The sequence below is a fragment of the Cellulomonas sp. Marseille-Q8402 genome, assembly GCF_965119525.1.
In genome coordinates this window covers 1,540,515-1,560,917 of record NZ_CBCPLX010000002.1, presented here as the reverse complement: position 1 = coordinate 1,560,917, position 20,403 = coordinate 1,540,515, and the positions used below count along the sequence as shown (strand labels likewise).

Below are 20,403 nucleotides of genomic sequence, written 5' to 3'. Positions count from 1 at the left end.
GCGCCCCGCGGGCTACCCCGCGGGGCGCTCGACGGCGTACCGCGCGGCGGTCGTGCGCGCCGCCTCGTCGACCGCGCGGAGCCGCTCCTCCTCGGAGATCGACCAGGTGCCGTGCACGAGGCGCGGCCAGAACACCGCGGACGCGATCATGCCGAGCAGCTGGGTCGCGGCGATCTCGGGGTCGTCCACCTCGGCGACGCCCGCCGCGTCCGCCTCCCCCAGGTAGCGCCGCAGCGCCTCCAGCACGGGGAGCGTGCCGAAGTCGAAGGTCAGCTCCCGCAGCTCGGGGAACCGGGGCTGCTCGGTGATGATGGTCCGCATCAGCCCGGCCATCCGCGGGCGCCCGAGCACGTCCGCGTAGGCCCGGCCGAGGTGGACCAGCCCGGCGAGGAAGTCGCCGGCGGGCGGGTCGACCGGCTCGGTGCCGGGCGTGCCGCCGGCGGCGAGCACCGTCGCCTCGAAGAGCTCCGCCTTGGACGGGAACTGCTTGAACAGCGTCGCCCGGGACACGCCCGCAGCCTGGGCGACGCGCGCGAGCGAGGTCCGGTCGTAGCCGAGGTCGAGGAACAGCTCGGCGGCGGCGTCGAGGATCGCCTCGCGGTTCCGGGTCGCGACGTCCCGGTGGTAGGCGGAGAGCGTGCCGGTCATGCACGCAGTCTCCCACGAGGTGAGTGGCTTGACTCACCTCGCGCGCTGTGCCACGCTGCGAGAGGTGAGTGGACCGGCTCACCTCCGGATCCGCGAAGGAGCAGACCGATGGCGACCACCTTCATCCACGCGACGGTGACCCTCGACGGGTTCATGGCCGACACCGAGGGAGGGATCGGCTGGATGCTCGGGACGCCCACCGTCCCCGAGGACGACGCGGTCGTGACCCGGGTCCTCGACCGCATCGGCGCGGTGGTCGGCGGTGCCAACAAGGCCCGGACGGTCGAGGACGGCGAAGAGCCCTACGGCGGGATGCTCAAGGTGCCGGTCTTCCTCATGACGCACACGGCGCACGAGCCGGTCGAGAAGGACGGCACGACCTACTCGTTCGTGGTCGACGACATCGCGCGGGCGGTCGCCTCCGCGCAGGAGGCGGCCGGGGACCGGTGGGTCGCCCTGCTGGGCGGCAGCATCTCGCGGCAGTGCCTGCGCCTCGGCCTGGTGGACGAGATCCACCTCGACGTCGTGCCGCTGCTGCTCGGCGACGGGATCCCGCTGTTCACGGGGCTCGGGCAGCGCGTCGCCCTGGAGCGGGTCGAGACGACGGGCTACGCGAGCGAGGCCCACCTGCGGTACCGCGTCCTGCGCTGAGCCCCCTCGGTCCGGCTAGTACCCGCTGAACGCGTCCGTCCGGACCCGGCGTGCCCCCGCGCGCCGCAGCAGCGCGCGGGTGCGGTCGACCATCGCCGGCGGGCCCGAGACGTAGGCGTCGCGCGCGGCGACGTCCGGCACGGCCTCGGCGAGCACCTCCGGCGTCAGCCGCCGCTCCCTCAGGTGCACCCAGCCGGCGGGCAGCCCGTCCTGGGCGGCTCGGTCCGTCGCCGAGGAGAGCACCAGCACGCGGGCCCCGGCCGCGGTCAGCGGCTCGGCGTACGCCAGCTCCGCGTGGTCGGTCACCGCGTACACGAGCACGACGTCGCGCTGCTCCCCCGCCGCCGCGAGCGACGCCAGGTGGCTCGCGAACGGCGTCACCCCGATGCCGCCCGCCACCAGCAGCAGCGGCCGCGCCGGGTCGGCCGGCAGCACGAAGTCGCCGCCCAGTCCCGTGGCCCGGACCCGGGCGCCGACGGGCAGCGCGCCGAGGGCGCGCTTGAAGCTGCTCGCCCGCTCGGGGACGGTCAGGGCGACGGTGAGCTCGTCGGCGGACGGCGCGGACGAGACGCTGAACACCCGCCGGGTGCCGCGCGCGTCGGGGCGCGGGTGCGGCACGGTCAGCTCGACGTACTGGCCGGGCCGGAACCGCACCGGCCGGTCGGCCCGGAACGCGAGCTCGACGGTCCGCGGCGTGAGCCGGGTCTGCCGGGTCAGCGTCAGCCGGACGGCACCGCGCTGCCCGAAGCCGAACGCGAGGAGGTTGCCCACCAGCAGCGCCGCCTCGGGCGTGCTGAACAGCGGGCCCAGGTGGTACGGCACCGCGAACACCGCCGCGACCACCACGGCCTCGAGCAGCTGCTGCCACCGGCGCGGCGGCAGCGTCAGCGGCTCGGTGAGCATCACGCCGGCCAGGAACAGGATCGGGTACGACACCAGCGCGGTGGACACCGCGTCGACGACCGGCTCACCGCCGGTCGCGAGCCGCAGCGTCACGAACACCGTCGCCGCCAGGACGAACGTGCCGACCAGCGCGTACCGCCGGGTCCGGACGACCACGAGCACCGTCAGCAGCAGCACCGGCACCAGCAGCCACCGGTCCGCCACCCACCAGGTCGTCGCGTCCCAGCCGGTCAGCCCGACGACGAACGCGCCGACGGCTGCCGGGTTCAGGACGTGCCGGCCGCGCCAGGCGAGCACGTACTTCGACGCGTTGGCGAGCACGGCGGCCAGGGCGAGCGTGCCGAGGTAGCCGGGCTCGAGCGTCGGCCAGAACAGGAACAGCAGGATGAGCCCCGTGATGACCGCCGACTCGGTGTGCGGCCGGGTGCGCGCCACCAGGGCGGCGAGCCACGCGCTCGCGACCGACGCCGCCACCGCGACCACCGCGCTGACCAGCACGGCCCCCGGCTCGACGAACAGCACCCCCGTCGCCGACAGCACCAGGGCCACCAGCGCGAGGCCCGAGAGCCCGAGCGTCAGCAGCCGGTACATGGTGACGCGGCCGAGCCGCTCGTCCACCCACGCGAACCCCGCGGACGCGCTCATGCGAAGACCTCCCCGTCGATGCCCAGCGACCAGCGGACGCTGCCGTCCGCACGCAGGACCACGTAGCCGATGCCGAACCGGGAGGCGACCAGGTCCGGCTCGGCGAAGAACAGCGCGGTCGCCGCGGCGTCGGCCACGAGCGCGGACGGCCCGAGGGCCCAGGTCGCGAGCACGTCCCCGGTCGGCGCGCCGGTCCGGGCGTCGACGACGTGGTGCACGCCGGGGGCCCAGGTACGCCGGTTCGTCGCCGAGCCGCAGAGCGCGCCCGCGGCCAGGCGCACGACGCCGATCGCGCGGGCGGTGTCCCGCGGGTCCTCCAGCGCGACGGTCAGCGGCTCGGGTGCCGCGGCGCGCAGGTCGCCGCCCGCGTCCACCACGTGCTCGGGCACGCCGTGCGCCGTCAGCACGCCGGCCACCAGGTCCACCAGGTACCCCTTGCCCGCGGCGCCGACGTCGACCAGCGCGGGCTCGTCCAGCGTCAGCGTGCGGCCGTCGGCCGACCGCCGCGCCGAGGTGCGCCAGTCCGGGGCGGGACCGGTGAGCAGGGCGCCGGCGGCGTCCCGGCGCGGGCGCAGCGTGTACGCCGCGTCGTAGCCGAGCTCCTCCAGGGCCCGGCCCACCAGCGGGTTCACCGCCCCGTCCGTGCAGCGCGCCGCGACGTCGTACGCCGCGAGCAGCGGCCCCGCGTCCTCCGGCAGCGGGTAGGTGCCGGCGCCGCCCCGGGCGACCTCCGCCACCCAGGAGTCGGCGCGGAACCGGGACCAGTCCTGGTCGAACCGGGCGATGCGGTCGTGCACCGCCGCGAGCACGTCCGCCGGCAGCGGGTCGCGCGTGTCGATCGTCCAGCGGGTGCCGATCGCGTCGAAGCCGGCGCTGTGCGGCAGGGCCCGGTCAGGCCTCGGCATCGGCGCGGATCTGGTCGAGCGCCGCGTTGAACCCGTCACCGGTCAGCGAGGACCCGGAGACTTTGTCCACGGACAGCCCGGCGAGCTCCGTCCCCACGACCTCGTCCGCGATGCCCGACGCGAACTCGTCCTGGAACCGGGCCGCGTTGCCGCCGCTGGCCTCGGGGGTGACGGTCACGTCCGTGACGACGTCGTCGGCGACGGTCACCTCGACGGAGATCGACTCCTCGCCGCCCGGGGTGTCGTAGGAACCCTCAGCCGTGTAGGTCCCGTCGGTGTAGGTGCCGGAAGTCGCACCCGCGGTGCCGTCGGTCCCCGCACCGGCCGTGGCGTCGGCGTCCGAGCCGGAGCCGGACTGCGCCGCTGGTGCGTCGTCCTCGGTGGCGGCGTCGGCGTTGCCGCACGCGGCGACCGCGACGACGACCGACAGCCCGGAGAGCACGGTGAGCGTGCGTCGGCGGATCGAGTGAGCCATGGTGCTGCCTCCCTGGTGGTCCCGGGCATCCCGGGCTTCGCTCGTTGAATGCGATCGCATCTCGTCGGACCATCGACGCTAGGAGCGCTACCTGCGAATCACCTGGGAACGCGGGATGACACCGGTGTGCGAGCGGGATCAGCCCACGCGGTGCAGCCAGCGGACGGGGGCGCCGGCACCGGCGTAGCGGAACGGCTCGAGCTCGTCGTCCCACGCCTGGCCGAGCGCGAGCGCGAGCTCGGCCCGCAACGTCCCGGCGTCGCCCTGGTCGAGCGCCGCGCGGATCCGGTCCTCGGGCACCACGACGTTGCCGTGCACGTCGGTCTGCGCGTGGAAGATGCCCAGCTCCGGGGTGTGGCTCCACCGGGCGCCGTCGCTGCCGTGGCTCGCGTCCTCGGTCACCTCGTAGCGCAGGTGGGTCCAGCCGCGCAGCGCCGAGGCCACGCGCGCGCCGGTGCCCTGGGCGCCCTGCCACGAGTGCTCGGCGCGCAGCATGCCGGGCGCGGCAGGCTGCTCCGTCCACTCCATGGACACGCGAGTGCCCAGCACGTTGCCCGCCGCCCACTCCAGGTGCGGCGCGAGCGCACGCGGCGCAGAGTGCACGAAAAGAACACCGCGGGTGATAGCACCAGCCATGTCATCCCTCCCGGTTCGGCTCGAGGTTCGTCTTCCCCAACGACCTCGTCCCGCATCTCCCGGGTGGAACGCACAGTTTCACGGTTTGCAAGGCACAGCATGCCTGATGAGGGCCGGTGCGCACCAGCGCTCCGGCCCCCACCGACCACATCCGCCCGAATTGCCCGGGCTCGCGCGGGGCGTCAGAGCGTCTCGCGGATCGCCCGCATGGCCTTCTTGCGCACGGACCGGTCCAGCCGGTCGATGTACAGGTGCCCGTCCAGGTGGTCGACCTCGTGCTGGAGGCAGCGCGCCATCAGCTCGACGCCCTCGACGACGACCTCCTTGCCGTCCAGGTCGTGACCCACCACCCGCGCGTACCAGGCGCGCCGGGTCGGGAACCACAGGTCGGGCACCGACAGGCAGCCCTCGTCGCCGTCCTGGAAGTCCTCGGACAGCTCGACGATCGTCGGGTTGAGCACGTAGCCGAGCTCGTCGTCGATGTTCCAGGAGAAGGCGCGCAGCCCCACGCCGATCTGGTTCGCGGCCAGCCCGGCGCGACCGTCGTGGTCGACCGTCTCGAGGAGGTCCTCCACCAGCCCGCGGACCCGGGCGTCGATGGTGGTCACCGGTTCGCACGGGGTGCGCAGCACCGGGTCGCCCACCACACGGATCTCTCTCATCGCCATGACGAGGATTCTTCCATGTCCGGCGTGTGATCCGCGGAACGGCACCTCCGCATGACACCGGGCCGCCGTCGGCCTATCTTTGTACTGACCAGTCAGTGCGAACGCGAACGAGGCGACAGTGTCCACCGAGCCCACCCCGACCCGCGCGGCCCACGAGCAGGACGTCGCACGTCCCGAGCAGGAGCCCGACCGCCCGGCCCTCGCCGTGCGCGCCCGCGGCCTGCGCCTGACCGGATCACGCGGTCCCGTCTACGGCCCCCTCGACCTGGACCTGCCGGCGGGCGCGCTCGCCGTGGTGCAGGGTCCGCAGGGTGCCGGCCGGTCGAGCCTGCTGCTCACGCTCGCCGGGCGGATGGTGCCCGACTCCGGCGCCGAGCTCACGGTGCTCGGCGCGGAGCTCCCCCGGCACCGCGCGGCGGTCCAGCGGCGGGCCGCCGTCGCCGGCTTCGCGGGCGTCGACGAGCTCGACGACTCCGTGACCGTCGGGGACGTCACCCGGGAGCGCCTCGCCTGGCTCGCGCCCTGGTACCGCCGCACGGGCACGGTCGGCCAGGAGCGGTTCGCCGAGGTCGCGGCACCCGTGTTCGGCGACCGGCCGCTCCCGCGGGTCGGCACGGTCGTGTGGGACCTCGACGAGGTGGACGCGATGCTGCTCCGCCTCACGCTCGCCCTCGCCCAGCGCCCGGACCTGCTCGTGGTCGACGACCTCGACCAGGTGCACGACTCCGGCCGCCGGCAGACCGTGTGGACCCGGCTGGAGGCGGTCGCGGCGGCCGGCACGACCGTGGTCGCCTCGGTCGCCAGCCTGGACGAGGTCGCCCGCACGCACTGGCGGACGCCACCCGAGGTGGTCAACCTCGCGACCGGCCCGCACGCCGTGCCCGCCGGCTGACCCCTCCTCCTCCCCCGCTCCGTCTCGTCTCCCACGAGGACCCCTGATGCTCTCCTTCCTGTCGACCGGCACCGAGCTGCGCCGGTTCCGCCGCGGCGTGCTGCCGAAGCTCGCCGTCGTCGCGATGCTCTCCATCCCGCTGCTCTACGGCGCGCTCTACCTCTGGGCCTACTGGGACCCGACCGGGAACCTGGACCGGCTGCCCGTCGCCCTGGTGAACGCCGACGAGGGCGCCACCCGCGACGGCGAGCCGCTGCGGGCGGGGGCCGACGTCGTGGACGAGCTGCTCGACTCCGAGGCCCTCGACTGGCGCACGGTCGACGCCGGCACCGCGGCGGACGGCGTGCGGGACGGCACCTACTACTTCGCGGTGACGCTGCCCGCCGACTTCTCCGCGGACATCGCCTCCCTCGGCGGCGACGACCCGGCCTCCGCCGAGATCGACGTCACGTACAACGACGCGAACTCCTATCTGGCGTCCACCCTGGGCCGCAGCGCGATGACGCAGATCCGCGCCGCCGTGTCCGAGACCATCGGCGAGCAGGCCGCGGACCAGGTGCTCGTCGGCCTCGGGTCGGCCCGCGACGGGTTCGCGCAGGCGTCCGACGGCGCGCTGACGCTGTCGGCCGCCAGCGGCGACCTGTCCTCCGGCGCGCACCAGGTGGCCGACGGGGCGACGTCCGCCGCGGACGGCGCCGCCCGGCTCGCGAGCGGGTCCAGCGAGCTCGCGGGCGGCGCCGGCCGGCTCGACTCCGGCGCGGCGCAGCTCGCGTCGGGCGCGGCGACCCTGTCGTCGGGCGCCGGCTCCGCCGCGTCGGGCGCGGCGACCCTCGCCTCGGGCGCGCAGCAGCTCGCCGCCGGCGCGCAGACCGCGGCGACGAGCGCCGGCACGCTGGCCGTCGGATCCGCGCAGGTCAGCGACGGCGTGGACACCCTCGCGGGCACGGTCACCGGGCTGCAGAGCGCCGCCGAGCAGCTCGGCGGCGACCTGACCTCCGTCGGCACCGCGCTGGGCACCCTGGCGCAGGAGCAGGCCGCGCAGGGCGACACCGCCGCCGCGGCGCGGATCCAGGCGCAGCTGGCGGCGCTGCAGCAGGCGGTCGCCGCGGTGCCCACCACCGACGACCCGGACGCCGCCGCCGACCTGGCGCGGCTGGTCTCGGGCGCGCACCAGGTCCGCGACGGCTCCGCGGCGCTGTCCGGGGGCCTCGGGACGCTCGACCAGACGTCCGGCGAGCTCGCCACCGGCGCGGCCGCCCTGGCCGACGGCACCGCGCAGGTCGCCACCGGTGCGTCCGCACTCGCGAGCGCCGCGAGCACCCTCGCGTCCGGCGCCGCCGACCTCGACGACGGCGCGCAGACGCTCGCGTCCGGGGCCGGCGACCTCGCCACCGGGACGAGCACGCTCGCCTCGGGCGCCACGCAGGTCGCCGACGGCTCCGACCAGCTCGGCGACGGCAGCCGGCAGCTCGCCGACTCCCTCGCCGACGGCGCGGCGCAGATCCCGGACGACGACGACACCACCCGCGCCGCCCGCGCCGACGCGCTCAGCACCCCGGTGCAGATGGCCAGCACCGACGTCGCCGCGGCGGACGGGTACGGCGAGGGCTTCGCCCCGTTCTTCATCCCGCTGGCGCTGTTCGTCGGCGGGCTGATCACCTGGCTGCTGCTCCGGCCGCTCCCGCCGCGCGGCCTCGCCACCCCCGCCCGCGGCTGGCGGATCGCCCTGGCCGGGTACCTGCCCGCCCTCGCGATCGGCGTCGGCCAGGTCGTCGTGCTGCTCGCCGTCGTGCACTTCGGGCTCGGGCTCGGCATGTCCACGGCGCTCGGGACCGTGGCGTTCACCGTGCTGGTCGCCGCCGCGTTCCTCGCCGTGCAGCAGATGCTGACCGCCGTGCTCGGCCCGGCCGCGGGCAAGGTGGCGATCATCGCGCTGCTCATGCTGCAGCTCACCGCCGCCAGCGGCACCTACCCGGTCGAGACCACCCCGGCGTTCTTCCGGTGGCTGCACCCCGGGCTGCCGATGACCTACGCCGTCACCGGGCTGCGCGAGCTCACCACCGGCGGCACGGACGGCCGGCTGTGGTCGTCGGTCGGCGCGCTGCTGCTGTTCCTGGTCGGCTCGCTCGCCGTCACGTCCTGGTGCGCGGCCCGGCAGCGGACGTGGACGCTGTCCCGCCTGCACCCGGCCCTGTCCATCTGATCGCGCCGGATCTGAGAGGCTGGACGCCATGCCGACCGCCGCCGACGCCGTCACCCCGGCCCCCGCGACCGCCGACGCCCCCGGCGGCCGGCGCGACACCCGCCGCGCGATCATCGACGCCACCGTCGCGCTGATCGCCGACCGCGGGTTCTCCGCCACCTCCGTCGACGACATCGCCGACCGCGCCGGTGTCGCCAAGGGCAGCGTGTACTACAACTTCGGGTCCAAGGGCGCGCTGTTCGAGGCCGTGCTCACCGAGGGGCAGCGCGCGCTCACCACCGCTCTGCGCGGCGCGGCCGAGGGCCGTGCGGGCCGGGACGCCGTCGGTGCGCTGGTCCACGAGCTGCTCGCGCAGATCCAGGGGCACCCCGACTTCGCCAAGGTCCTGGTCGCCGAGGTGTTCCGCACCGGACGGGACTGGCAGGACTCCATCCGCCAGGTGCGGGACGAGGCCTTCGCGGTGTTCGCCGAGGTGGTGGCCGCGTCCTGGCCGCAGCGCGACCCGTCGCTCACCGCCGCGGCGATGTTCGGCGCGACGCTCGTCGCCGGGCTGGAGTGGCTGGCGTTCCAGCCCGAGCGCCCCGTGGCGGACGTCCGCCGCGCGGTCCTGGCCACGGTCCTCGACCCCCTCTGACCCGCACCGACCCGGTTCCCCCGGGCCCCCGGTTCCCCCGGCGCGCGGCACCCCTGACGCCCGCCAAGTGGAAGGTTCTGCCCGACACGCTCCGGCGTGTTCGGCAGAACCTTCCACTCGGCGCGGCGGCAGACGCAGAACGGGCCCCCGCGCGTGTGCTCGGGGGCCCGTTCCGGGACGTGCGGGGAGGCTCAGTAGCGGCCGGCCTGCTGCGGGACGGCGCCCAGCAGCTCCATGACCTCGGCCTCGAGGAAGCGGCGGTGACCGCCGAGGGTGCGGACGGCGGACAGCTTGCCGGCCTGGGCCCAGCGGGTGACCGTCTTCGGGTCGACCCGGAACATCACCGCGACCTCACCGGGGGTGAGCAGCGAGGAGGAGACCTGCGTGGGGATCTGGGCCTCGAGGGGGTACGTCATGATGACTCCTAGTCGGTTCGGTAGCCCGGCTGACCGTGTAGGTCCCGTGGCTTTGCGTCCCCGCCTTGCAGCGGGTTTGCCGTTGTCGCTCAACGGGTAGAACTATACAGAAATCGGACAGAACGGCAAGTACCACCCGAGAGCGGACAAACACGCAGGTCAGCGATGTGGGCGCTCACATACCGGACACGTCAGCCGTTACCTGACCCGCACGACCCTCGCCACCGGTGTGCTCCCTGCGCGCAGGACATCACCCGTTCGGCCGCGTCTCAGGCCGGCGCACCGCCCGCGGGGTCGAACCGGTAGCCCATCCCCGGCTCCGTCAGCAGGTACCGCGGCGCGGCCGGGTCCGGCTCGAGCTTCTTGCGAAGCTGGGACAGGTACAGCCGCAGGTAGCCGGTGTCGGTGATGTGCTCCGACCCCCAGATGTCCTGCAGGAGCGTCTGGCGCGTGACGAGCCGGCCCGCGTTGCGCACCAGCACCTCGAGGATGCGCCACTCGGTCGGCGTGAGCCGGACCGGCTGGGGCGGGCTGCCGTCGGCGGCGTCCCGGGTGACGGTCGTGGCGGTCAGGTCCACGGTGACGTCGCCGATCCGCACCAGCGGCTCGGCGTCCTGACCGGGCACCCGGCGGGTCAGCGCGCGGATGCGCGCCAGGAGCTCGTCGACGCCGAACGGCTTGGTCACGTAGTCGTCCGCACCGGCGTCGAGCGCCTCGACCTTGTCGGAGGAGCCGGTCCGCCCGGACAGCACGAGGATCGGCGCACCGGTCCAGCCCCGCAGGCCGTGGATCACCTCCACGCCGTCCAGGTGCGGCATCCCGAGGTCGATCAGGTAGAGGTCCGGCTTGTGCTCGATGGCCTGGTTCAGCGCGGACGCGCCGTCGGTGGCCGTGAGGATCTCGTACCCCCGGGCCCGCAGGGTGATCCGCAGGGCGCGCAGGATCTGCGGGTCGTCGTCGGCGATCAGGATCTTCACGAGGCGACCCTCTCGCCGCCGGCCGCGTCCGCCTGGCGCAGCGCGATGACCATCGTCAACCCGCCCCCGGGGGTGTCCTCCGGCCCGAGCGTGCCGCCCATGCCCTCGGTGAACCCGCGGGACAGCGCCAGGCCCAGCCCGAGCCCGGTGCTGTTGTCGGTGTCCCCGAGCCGCTGGAACGGCAGGAACAGGTCCGCGCGCCGGTCCGCGGGCACCCCCGGACCGTGGTCCACGACCCGGATCTCCACGCGGTCCGCGAAGGCGCTCGTCTGCACCCGCACGGGAACGCCCCCGGGGCTCGCCCGCACCGCGTTGGCCAGGACGTTCACCAGCACGCGGCGCAGCAGGGCCGGATCGGCCAGCACGGCGGGCAGCGCCGGGTCGAGCTCCAGCCGCACGTCGTCCGGGCCGAGCCGCAGCTCGTCCAGCGCGGGCAGGATCACGTCGTCCACGTCCGTCGGCCGGGTGGCGACCCCGAGCACGCCGGCCTGCAGGCGGCTGACGTCGAGCAGGTCGGTGACGAGCACGGTGAGCGCCCCCAGGCTCTCCTCGGCCGTGGCGAGCAGCTCGTCCCGGTCGGCCGGCGTGAGGTCGACGTCGGCGGAACGCAGGCTGCCGACGGCCGTCGTCGCGGCGGTCAGCGGGCGGCGCAGGTCGTGGCTGACCGCCGAGAGCAGCGCGCTGCGCACCTGGTCCGTCTCCCGCAGGGGCCCGATCGCGTCGGCGGTCCGGCTGAGGCGCTGGTGGTCCAGGGTCGCGGCGACCTGGGTCACCACGACGCCGAGCAGCCGGTTGCCGACACCGTCGACGTCGCCCACCTCGGGGCTCGCGGGACCTGACCCGGCACCGCGGTCCAGGTCCAGCACCGTGTGCTCGTCGACGGGCACGCTCGGGGACCCGGGCCGCACGGTGCCGGCCTCGGCGAGCACCTCCTCGCCCGCGCGCAGCCGGACCCCCGCGAGGCCGAAGGCCTCCTGCGCCCGCTCGACCAGCGCACCGAGCGCGTCCTGCCCGCGCAGCACCCCGCCGGCGACGGTCGCGAGCAGCTCGGACTCCGCGCGCGCTCGCTGGGCGGCTCGGCTGCGGCGCGCGGCCAGGTCGACGACGGCACTGACCAGCGCGGCGTTCGCGACGTACAGCACGAGGGCGAGCCCGTGCACGGGGTCGTTGACGCTGACGGTGTGGATCGGGGCGACGAACAGGTAGTTCAGCGTCAGCCCGGAGAGCAGCGCGGTCAGCAGCGCCGGCCACAGGCCGCCGACCAGCGCGACGACCACGACGAGCAGCTGGAACGCGAGCACGTCGCCGGCGAGCGACTCCTCGCTGCGACCGGCGACCAGCAGCCAGGTGAGCAGCGGCCCCAGGACCAGCGCCAGCACGAACCCGAGCACCCGGCGCTGCACCGTGAGCGCTCCGGTGAGCCGCGGCAGCGGCAGCCGCGCGGCTGCTGCGGCGTGGTTGACGATGTGCACGTCGATCGGCCCGGACTCGCGGATGACGGTCGACCCGATGCCCGGCCCGGTCAGCGCGGCACGCAGCCGGCTCCGGCGGCTGAGCCCGATCACGAGCTGGGTGGCGTCCTGCGACCGCGCGAACTCCACCAGCGCGGTCGGCACGTCCTCGCCCACGACCTGGTGGTAGGTGCCGCCGAGCTTCTCGGTCAGCGCCGCCTGGCCGGCGAGCGCCTCCGGGTCGGTGTCGCGCAGACCCGTCTGCGCCGTGACGTGCACGGCGAGGAGCTGCCCACCTGCCGACCGCGACGCGATCCGCGCGCCGCGACGCAGCAGCGTCTCCCCCTCCGGCCCGCCCGTGAGCGCGACGACGACCCGTTCGCGCGCCTCCCACGGCACGTCGATCGCGTGCTCGGCCCGATAGCTGCGCAGGGCCGAGTCGACCTCGTCCGCCAGCCACAGCAGCGCCAGCTCGCGCAGCGCGGTGAGGTTGCCGAGCCGGAAGTAGTTCGACAGCGCCGCGTCCACCCGCTCCGCCGGGTACACGTCACCCGCGGCCAGCCGGTCCCGCAGTGACTGCGGCGTCAGGTCCACCAGCTCGATCTGGTCGGCCGCGCGCAGCACCGCGTCGGGCACGGTCTCCCGCTGCGGCACCCCGGTGATCGTGCGGACGACGTCGTTCAACGACTCGATGTGCTGGATGTTCACCGTGGTGAGCACGTCGATCCCGGCATCGAGCAGGGCGGACACGTCCTGCCACCGCTTGTCGTGCCGCGCGCCCGGGGCGTTGGTGTGCGCGTACTCGTCGACCAGGGCGACCTGCGGGCGTCGCGCGACGACCGCGTCGAGGTCCATCTCGGTGAGCACGACCCCGCGGTGCTCCACCCGGGCACGGGGCACGACCTCGAACCCGTCGAGCAGCGCCGCCGTGGCCGAGCGCCCGTGGGTCTCCACCACCGCCACCACGACGTCCGCGCCGTCGGCGCGCAGATCCCGGCCCGCCTCGAGCATGGCGAACGTCTTCCCGACGCCGGGGGCGGCCCCGAGCAGCACACGCAACCGGCCCCGCGTCATCCGCGCTCTCCTCCTGGTGGTCCACGCTCGAGGTGCAGGTCGCGACGGTCGACGGCCTCGGCGACCGGAGCAGTCGGCACCGCGCAGGTGATCGTAGCCGCGACGGCCGGCGTCGCCGTGGTTCCCCTTGAGCGGCCCCTGGGCACGGCGTCCCCGCAGCGGGAGGATGGCCTCATGAGCCAGGAGAGCGACTCCCCCGCGCCGAGGACGCCTGACGACACGTCCGCGGGCGACGGAGTCGACGGGGCCGATTCGTCGGGCGGCGATGAGGTGCCCGGCGGGGCCGACGGCGGGGCCGACGGCGGGGCCGACGGCGGGGCCGACGGCGAGCACGTCGAGCGGCACCGCGACGGCAGCCTGCGTGCGCGTGGGCCGGTGCGGGACGGCGAGCCGCACGGCTACTGGGAGTGGTTCCGGCTCGACGGCACGCTCATGCGCTCGGGCTCGTTCGACCAGGGCGCCCAGGTCGGCGAGTGGACGACCTACGACCGGCAGGGCCGGCCGTACAAGGTGACCCGGCCGGGCGACTCCCCGGCCTGACCCCAGGGCCGCTCCGCGGCGCGCGCCGGTGCCGGCGCGCGCCGCGGGACGTCCGGGTCAGCCCATCGCCCACCCCCCACCGGCGCCGGGACCGTCGGCGCCCGGCCCGGCGCTGCTCCCGGGGCGCTGCCGTCCGGGCCCGCCGTGCACGACCGGCCCGACGCGCTCGACGTGCTCGACCTGCCCGACGGGTCCGACTGGGCCGACGGGGCCGACGGGCCCGTCGGCCGCGGTCGCGTCCAGGACCCGCCGCAGCCGGGTGCGGTGCACGACGGCGGCCACCCCGACGCCGACCAGGAGCGCCGCGGCGACGGCGACCGCCGCGATGTCCGTGCCCGTCACGGCGAGCGGCTGCTCGGGGGTCGGTGGTACGACCGGCTGGTCCGGTGCAGCGACGGCCAGCGTCTCCGCGGGGTCGCCGCACTCGCCGGTCGACAGCGGCTCGCCGTCGGCCCCGGTCGTGCGCTCGACGAACCCGTAGGTGCCGGGCTCCGTGGTGACGTACCGGCCGGTGAGGTGCTCCCGCACGGCGGACCGCAACGGGATCGGCTCGGACGTCCACACGGGCTCGGTGCAGGTGAGCTCCGCACCCTCGGGCGCGTGGAACAGGTCGACCACGGTCACGGCGCCGGGCGGCACGGTCCCGTCGACCACGACGACGTCCCACAGCTCGACCCCGGTGACCGGGTCCTCGGTCCCCGCAGCCGCCTCGGTCCGGACGGCCAGCCGGTCGGTGACGAACGTCGTCTCGTTCGCGAGGCCGCACCGGCCCACGTGCCGGACGTCGCCACCCTCCGTGAGCAGCTGCTCGACCCAGTACACGGCGCCCTGCGCGTCGGGTGCCGGGGCCTGCCCCGAGTCGTAGAGCCCGGCACCGTCGACCGCGACCGGTTCCGAGGTCCAGAGGAGCGTGGTGTCGTCGCAGACGGCCTCGGCCTCGGGGTCCTGCGGCCCGTACGCCCGGAACACCAGGTGGTCGCCGGGCTCGGTCGTGCCGGTGACCAGCGCGGTGTCGTGGATCGTCGTGCCCGCCGTCGCGGTGTCCTGCGCCCGGGTGATCACCGAGGGCGGGACCACGACCTCCGGTGGTCCGGGGACGTGGAACACCTCGCGCAGGTCGTCGAAGGGGCTGACGAAGGCGTCCACCCGGTCGTCCCCCGCGAACGCGTACACGAACACGAAGTAGTCGCCACCGGCGTGCGCGGCCACGCCCGGCGCCATGATCGGGTGCGCCGGGTCGTAGCCGACCTGGTAGACGCCGTCGGCCGCCGGCACGGAGTCGGTCCAGAGCACGGGGGTACCGGCCGGCACGTCGGGCGTCGACGGCAGCTCCGGGAGCGGTCCGTAGACCGTCACGGTCGCCTCGCCGAGGTCGGGCGTCCACCCGCCGAGCCCGCCGAACGCGCCGTGGTCCTCGGGGTACCCGACGACGGTGATGCGGTCGAACGCCTGGCCTCCGGGCACGACGTTGAACTCGCGGGTCTCCGACTCGTGCACCAGGTCGAACCGGTCGACCGCGGTCTCGACCTCCTCGAAGTACGGCGCCGTGAAGTCCTCACGGATGTACTCCGCGAGCGCGCCGGCGTCGGCCTTCCGGGTGGTCACGACGGCGGAGTAGAACCCGTTCGCGGTGGCGAGCACCTCGCCCGGGGTCGTCACCGGCCCGGGACCGTGGGCGACGACCTGCTCCACCCCGGCGACCGGCGCATCAGCGGGCGGGACCGGCGCCTGCGCCTGCGGCTGGTCGAAGGGCCCGTACCAGGTGACCTCCGCCGGGACCGCCACGGGGACGCCGTCCAGGTCGACCCACTCGTCACCGGGCGCCGCCCGGAAGTCGACCACGTCGACCAGCGGGTCGCCGTCCTGCACGACGACGTCCTGGACGGTCGTCGTCGCCTGCGGCCGGAAGTCCTTCACCACCTCGAACGGCTCGCCCGGCTCGGTGATCTCGCCGGGGTCGTGCCCCGGGCGGTTGCCGTACGTGAGCTGGTCCTGACGGTTGCCGCCCATGATGAGGAGCGTCAGCGTCGTGCGCCACGCGTCGGGGAACACGATCTCGTACGTGACCGTGCCGTTCCCCGTCGCGGTCCAGGCGAGGGTGATCGGGGCCTCGGTGGTCGTGCCGGAGTACGTCTGCGTGCCCGTGGCGTCGAGCACCGCCGGACCGGAGAGGGTGACGCTGAACTCCGCACCGACGACCGGTTGCCCGGACGCCGACCACAGCCCGATGCCGTGGATCGTGCCGGTGCGCTGGCCCTCCCCCGAGACGGACCCCGCGGAGCCCGCCCAGGGCCCGGCCTCGGCCGCGCCCTGGGCGAGGACGTCGTCGGCGCGGTCCTTCACCGCCTGCGGCGTGGCCGCCGCCAGCAGCAGCTTGGTCGCCGCCACGACGCCGCCCGCCATGGTGCCGGCCCGTTCCTGCCGCTGGTGCACCGCGTAGCCGAGCGCCGCCTGCGTGAGGTCGTCGGTGGCGTGCCGGTGCCGGGCCAGCGCGGCCGCCAGCTCCGGGTCGTCCACGTGGGTCACGCCCAGCGGGACGTCGCCCGCACCCGAGGCGGTGACCCGCGCCTGGACGCAGTAGCCGTGCTCCTCGGAGCCGGCGGGCCCGGTGAGCGGGCCGAGCTGCACCGGCCCGTAGCCGGGCGGGGTGATGCTGATGCCCGCCGCCGGGGCCTTCGCCGCGGCGGTCGGTGGTGCGGGCGCGAGCAGGAGGGCGGCTGCCGCCCCACCTGCCAGCACCGTGGCGAGCAGCGCCGAGAGGGTACGGCGGGCGTGCCAAGATGGCCGTGCTTGCATGTCAGGTCTCCTGAGGAACTGTCGAGCGGGCGCGAGGGGTCCGGTGTGCCAGCACCGGACCCCTCATCCGTGGGTCCAGGTCGAGATCAGCCGTCGAGGTTCAGCGCACGCGGCACCCCCTCGCTCGGGTCGCCGGCATCAGTGCTCCCACACGTTGCCGAACTCGTCGCCGCCCCAGCCGCCGCCCTGGGAGTCGACGACGACGTCGTAGCCGTCCGGGACGGGGTCGCCCGGCTGCCACGTCCGGAACCAGTCGGTGCCGCCGGACGACGAGCCGCCGCCGGACTCCCGCCCGGAGGACCCCGAGCTCCCGCGCGTCGCCCCGGCCGCGCGACCCGCGCCCGCGACCGTTCCCGACGCCGTCCGCCGGCCGGCCGCCGCGGCCTGCTCGGCGGCGACCCGGTCCTGCTCGGCCTGCCAGGCGGCCTCCGCCTCGGCCACCGCGGCTTGCGCGCGGCCGAGGGCATCGGCGACCTCCTCCGCCTCGGCGGCGCTCGCGGTCAAGGCGTCGACCCCGGTCGGTGCGGCTGCGTCCCGCACGGCGGCCGCCGCGTCGATCGCCGCGGCGAGCGCGCCGCGGACGGTGTCGTCGGGCACGCGTCCCTCGCTGCCGGCGAGCACGCCGGTCGCGGTCTCGACCGCGACGCCCAGCACCGCGACCGCATCCGCGTGTGCCTCGACGGCGCGGTCCAGCTCCCACGCGGCTTGCGCGGTCCGCACCTCCGAGGTGGCCGCGGTCACGGCAGTCGTCCGCTCGTGCAGCGCACCCGCGCGGTCCCGGGCCTGGGCGGTGCGGTCCCCGCGGGACGCGGCGTCATCCGTCGTCGTCGGCGGCAGCCCGACGAGCAGGGCCGCGAGGTCCTGCCGGACCGCGTTGTCCTCGACGCGGCCGGCGGACTGCGCCAGGACGACGCGCCCGTCATCTCGCGCGGCACCCAGGTCGACCACGGCCCGGTCGAGCGTGGCGTGCGCCTCGGTCAGCGCCTTCTCGGCGCGGGCGTCCCACCGGCCGTGCGCGAACCAGGCGGCGCAGCCCGCCACGGCCAGGACGGTGATGAGGAGCACGACGACCCGAGCGCGACGGCGGCGCGCACGGAGCGGGCCGCTGGGTGGCTGCTCGGGCGCGGCGGACCCGCTCGGTCCGATGGGCTCCGTGCACCCGGTGGGCTCCCTGCACCCAGGTGCGTCGGTGGTCGGTGGTGCGGTGGTACCGGGCTCGACGCTCGCCGGACGGGCGTCGGTGGACGGCAGGTCGATCTGTGCGCTCATGGAGTGGTGCTCCCGGGTCGGGGACGGGTGAGCGCGGCTGAGCCCCCGACTCTAGCGATCCCGGCACCACCCCGGGCGGGCCGCGACGCCCCCTGTGGACGACGCCCGGCGCGCCGCGGCGACGCCCGGCGCGTCGCCCGCGATCAGCCCTCGACGCCCAGCACCCACACCGGCTCGTCGGACCCGGCCGGGAGCATCGCCTCGCCCCAGGTCCCGATCGTGACCGTCAGGTCGGACGCGGCGTCGACGTCGTCCGGCAGCGCGACCACCGTCGTCGCCGGCACGTAGTCCTGCGTGCAGACGCCGTCGGCGGGCTCGGGGAAGGTCACCTCGACGACGCCCGCCCCCGTCGAGGTCGCGGTCGGGTCCGGAACCGACGGGCAGGTGCTCGACCCGAAGGTCACGACGTGCAGCAGCGCCGGGTCGCTCGTCCGTCCTGCGCCGGCGACCGCGTCGACCGGCGGCGCGTCCACGTCGTCGGGCAGACCGATGACCGACGAGCCGGCGGTGAGCGTGAGCGCTGCCGGGGTCGTGGGCTCCGTCGCAGCAGGCGACTCGGTGGTCGACGACTCGCCCGCGGGCTCGCCGGAGGCGCAGGCGGTCAGCAGCAGGAGCACCGCTGCACCCACGGCCGGGAGCAACCGGCGAGCGGGCCGGACGGACGTGCGGGTCATCTGGGACATGGGCTGCTCCTGGTCGTCCGACGGCGCTGGCAGGACGACCGGCTGGCCGGCCGTCCTCGCCACGCTACCGCCGCCCGGCCACCGGCCGGGAGCCCTCGTCGGGGCGGGCTCGGTGGCACGATGCGGCCGTGAGCAGCGACGGCAGCCTGGTGCTGCGAGCAGACGATCCCCGGGTCGCCGTGCACGTGGCCGCGGGCTGGACGGTGGTGGCGCGGTCCTGGGGTGCGCGCCTCGACGCGGACGCAGCCGACCACGGCCTCCTGCGGTCGTCGGCCGCCCGACCGGCAGACCACGGGTCGGCCCGGGCGCTCCGCCCGGACGACCGGGACGCGGTCCTGGCACTCGACGCCGCGACGGCCGGCGACTACCCCGGTGGGGTGGCGACCGCCCACACCCCCCTCGACGCGGAGCGGGCCACGGTCGGCCCGGGCCGGTGCGGCGTGGGCTTCGTGACGGGTGCCGGCGAGATCGTCGCGATGACCTTCGTCGACCTCGACCTGCCGCACGCCGAGGTGGACTTCACCGTGGTCGCGCCCACGCACCGCGGGCTCGGCATCGCGACCGCGGTGAAGGCAGCGTCGGTGCTGGGTCTGCTCGACCGCGGCGTCACCACGGTCCGCACCGGCGGCTCGGCGGAGAACGCCGCGATCCTCGCGGCCAACCGCGCCGTCGGGTTCGTCGTCGACGAGGAGTGGCTGACGCTCGACCCGCCATGATGGGCGCGTGCCCCTCCGCTTCCCCGCTCCATGGTCGAGTCCGCAGCGCTCTCCCACGGAGCCGGGCGCGTTCCGCCTGACGCAGACGCTGGCCTGACCCGTCACCCCCGCGGCACCTCGATCACGCGGGCGAACCCCGGCTCGTCCGGGTCGTCGACGATCTCCTCCCCGTCCAGCCACGACCCGATGACGTGGGCCAGCTCCCCCGGGTGCGAGAAGTTCATCGCGTGCGCAGCCCCGCCGATGACGGCGAGCGTCACGTGCGGTGGCGCGAGCCGGGCGACCTCCATGACCCGCGACCGGGGCGGCATCATCGGGTCGCGGCTGCCCACCACGGCGAGCGCCGGGACGGTGAGCCGCACCAGCCGCTCCAGCGACGGGTAGCGCACCAGCTCGCTGAACAGCCTGAGCGTGTTGGCGGGACCGAACCGCACGTAGTCCGGCACGGCGACCCGCGCCATCTCCGGGCGCTCCCGCCGCACGTCCCTGGCGAGCTGCGCGAGCCCCCGCGAGAGCGGCTGGTTGTACATGCCGCCGGCCGGGGAGACGAGCACGAGCCGCTCCACCCGCTCCGGGGCGACGTGCGCGACCTCCAGGCCGACCGGGCAGCCCATCGAGTTGCCGACCAGCACCACCCGGTCGAGGCCCAGGGCGTCGAGCAGGCCGAGCAGCGCCTCCCCGAGCGCCGGGATGCCGAGCGTCGCGCCCCACCCTTCGCTGCGGCCGTACCCGGGCAGGTCCGGCACCACGTTGGTGGCGCGGCTCGCGAGCCGGCGCGCGGTCGGCATCAGGTAGGTGCCGGAGATGGCGAAGCCGTGGAGGTGGACGATGGGCGTGGCGCCGGGGACGTCGCGGCTCGTGCGGACGTGCACGTCGCGGTTGCCGACCCGGACCATCTCGTCGGTCCAGTCCTGGTCGGCTGCGCCGGCTCCCGCGGCGTGGCGTCGGGCCGACATCGGCTGCCTCCTCCCCGCGGTCCGCGCGTCGGCGGGCGGACCCGGTCCCAGCGTGGCTCGTGGCGACGACGCGGGCCTCATCCGCCGCGGGTAGGTGGCCCGCCGGACGCAGAAGACCCCGGCAGCCTGGGGCTGCCGGGGTCTCGGGTGCTCCCTCGACTGGACTCGAACCAGTAACCGTCCGATTAACAGTCGGATGCTCTGCCAATTGAGCTACGAGGGATCGTGCGGGAAGAACTCTAGCAGCCGCGCGGAGGTGCTCCGC

19 protein-coding genes, 1 tRNA gene and 1 riboswitch are annotated in these 20,403 nt (G+C 75.5%); of the genes, 6 read left to right on the top strand and 14 right to left on the bottom strand.

Features of this window, described 5'->3' with window-relative positions:
- Positions 1-12: 12 nt before the first annotated feature.
- A complete protein-coding gene (locus tag ACWPWW_RS18155; protein ID WP_454051719.1) occupies positions 13-648 on the bottom strand; it encodes a TetR/AcrR family transcriptional regulator in 636 nt (211 codons plus the stop codon).
- 108 nt (positions 649-756) lie between these two features.
- Between ACWPWW_RS18155 and ACWPWW_RS18150 the strand changes: the two genes are divergently transcribed.
- Positions 757-1,299, top strand: coding sequence for a dihydrofolate reductase family protein (locus tag ACWPWW_RS18150; protein ID WP_454051718.1), 543 nt, complete (start codon positions 757-759; stop codon positions 1,297-1,299).
- Between the two features lie 15 nt (positions 1,300-1,314).
- Here ACWPWW_RS18150 and ACWPWW_RS18145 read toward each other — a convergent pair whose 3' ends face one another.
- From ACWPWW_RS18145 to def, 5 genes are all read right to left on the bottom strand, one after another.
- Complete coding sequence (locus tag ACWPWW_RS18145; protein ID WP_454051717.1) at positions 1,315-2,847, bottom strand: ferredoxin--NADP reductase; 1,533 nt, start codon at positions 2,845-2,847, stop codon at positions 1,315-1,317.
- The gene (locus tag ACWPWW_RS18140; RefSeq protein ID WP_454051716.1) at positions 2,844-3,752 is read right to left on the bottom strand and encodes an FAD:protein FMN transferase; all 909 of its coding nucleotides are present in this window, start codon (positions 3,750-3,752) and stop codon (positions 2,844-2,846) included. The genes ACWPWW_RS18145 and ACWPWW_RS18140 overlap by 4 nt, the downstream gene beginning before the upstream one ends.
- Positions 3,739-4,227, bottom strand: coding sequence for an FMN-binding protein (locus ACWPWW_RS18135; RefSeq protein ID WP_454051715.1), 489 nt, complete (start codon positions 4,225-4,227; stop codon positions 3,739-3,741). The genes ACWPWW_RS18140 and ACWPWW_RS18135 overlap by 14 nt, the downstream gene beginning before the upstream one ends.
- A 138-nt stretch (positions 4,228-4,365) precedes the next feature.
- Positions 4,366-4,863, bottom strand: coding sequence for a DUF3145 domain-containing protein (locus ACWPWW_RS18130; protein ID WP_454051714.1), 498 nt, complete (start codon positions 4,861-4,863; stop codon positions 4,366-4,368).
- Positions 4,864-5,045: 182 nt separating this feature from the next.
- Positions 5,046-5,531 (bottom strand): peptide deformylase, encoded by a 486-nt coding sequence (gene def, locus ACWPWW_RS18125; protein ID WP_389230193.1) that lies wholly within the window; start codon positions 5,529-5,531, stop codon positions 5,046-5,048.
- A 118-nt stretch (positions 5,532-5,649) separates the two neighbouring features.
- On the opposite strand from def, the gene ACWPWW_RS18120 reads away from it, so the two are divergent.
- Genes ACWPWW_RS18120 through ACWPWW_RS18110 form a run of 3 tightly spaced genes read left to right on the top strand, consistent with a single transcriptional unit; the run spans position 5,650 to position 9,260 of the window.
- Entirely contained in the window at positions 5,650-6,423 is a 774-nt protein-coding gene (locus tag ACWPWW_RS18120) for an ATP-binding cassette domain-containing protein (protein WP_454051713.1), read from the top strand.
- Positions 6,424-6,469: 46 nt separating this feature from the next.
- Positions 6,470-8,626: a YhgE/Pip family protein gene (locus tag ACWPWW_RS18115; RefSeq protein WP_454051712.1), complete on the top strand. Its 2,157-nt coding sequence runs from the start codon at positions 6,470-6,472 to the stop codon at positions 8,624-8,626.
- A gap of 28 nt (positions 8,627-8,654) precedes the next feature.
- Complete coding sequence (locus tag ACWPWW_RS18110) at positions 8,655-9,260, top strand: TetR/AcrR family transcriptional regulator (RefSeq protein ID WP_454051711.1); 606 nt, start codon at positions 8,655-8,657, stop codon at positions 9,258-9,260.
- Between the two features lie 191 nt (positions 9,261-9,451).
- On the opposite strand, the gene ACWPWW_RS18105 is transcribed toward ACWPWW_RS18110, so the two are convergent.
- The 3 genes from ACWPWW_RS18105 to ACWPWW_RS18095 form a co-directional block, all read right to left on the bottom strand.
- A complete protein-coding gene (locus ACWPWW_RS18105) occupies positions 9,452-9,676 on the bottom strand; it encodes a BldC family transcriptional regulator (protein WP_454051710.1) in 225 nt (74 codons plus the stop codon).
- Between the two features lie 16 nt (positions 9,677-9,692).
- Positions 9,693-9,767, bottom strand: a riboswitch (cyclic di-GMP riboswitch).
- 178 nt (positions 9,768-9,945) lie between these two features.
- Positions 9,946-10,653 carry a response regulator gene (locus ACWPWW_RS18100; protein ID WP_454051709.1) on the bottom strand — a complete coding sequence of 236 codons (708 nt, stop codon included), beginning with the start codon at positions 10,651-10,653 and terminating at the stop codon, positions 9,946-9,948.
- Positions 10,650-13,178, bottom strand: coding sequence for an ATP-binding protein (locus ACWPWW_RS18095; protein WP_454051708.1), 2,529 nt, complete (start codon positions 13,176-13,178; stop codon positions 10,650-10,652). The genes ACWPWW_RS18100 and ACWPWW_RS18095 overlap by 4 nt, the downstream gene beginning before the upstream one ends.
- A gap of 174 nt (positions 13,179-13,352) precedes the next feature.
- Between ACWPWW_RS18095 and ACWPWW_RS18090 the strand changes: the two genes are divergently transcribed.
- Positions 13,353-13,718, top strand: coding sequence for a toxin-antitoxin system YwqK family antitoxin (locus tag ACWPWW_RS18090; RefSeq protein ID WP_454051707.1), 366 nt, complete (start codon positions 13,353-13,355; stop codon positions 13,716-13,718).
- 57 nt (positions 13,719-13,775) lie between these two features.
- Here ACWPWW_RS18090 and ACWPWW_RS18085 read toward each other — a convergent pair whose 3' ends face one another.
- The 3 genes from ACWPWW_RS18085 to ACWPWW_RS18075 form a co-directional block, all read right to left on the bottom strand.
- A complete protein-coding gene (locus ACWPWW_RS18085) occupies positions 13,776-16,514 on the bottom strand; it encodes a hypothetical protein (protein WP_454051706.1) in 2,739 nt (912 codons plus the stop codon).
- Positions 16,515-16,652: 138 nt separating this feature from the next.
- Positions 16,653-17,579: a hypothetical protein gene (locus tag ACWPWW_RS18080; protein WP_454051705.1), complete on the bottom strand. Its 927-nt coding sequence runs from the start codon at positions 17,577-17,579 to the stop codon at positions 16,653-16,655.
- Positions 17,580-17,926: 347 nt separating this feature from the next.
- On the bottom strand, positions 17,927-18,466 hold the full coding sequence (locus tag ACWPWW_RS18075) for a hypothetical protein (protein ID WP_454051704.1): 540 nt from the start codon (positions 18,464-18,466) through the stop codon (positions 17,927-17,929).
- A 128-nt stretch (positions 18,467-18,594) separates the two neighbouring features.
- Between ACWPWW_RS18075 and ACWPWW_RS18070 the strand changes: the two genes are divergently transcribed.
- Complete coding sequence (locus ACWPWW_RS18070) at positions 18,595-19,182, top strand: GNAT family N-acetyltransferase (RefSeq protein WP_454051703.1); 588 nt, start codon at positions 18,595-18,597, stop codon at positions 19,180-19,182.
- Positions 19,183-19,283: 101 nt separating this feature from the next.
- Here ACWPWW_RS18070 and ACWPWW_RS18065 read toward each other — a convergent pair whose 3' ends face one another.
- A complete protein-coding gene (locus tag ACWPWW_RS18065) occupies positions 19,284-20,138 on the bottom strand; it encodes an alpha/beta fold hydrolase (protein ID WP_454051702.1) in 855 nt (284 codons plus the stop codon).
- 150 nt (positions 20,139-20,288) lie between these two features.
- Positions 20,289-20,361: transfer RNA gene (locus ACWPWW_RS18060), tRNA-Asn, on the bottom strand.
- Positions 20,362-20,403: the final 42 nt, after the last annotated feature.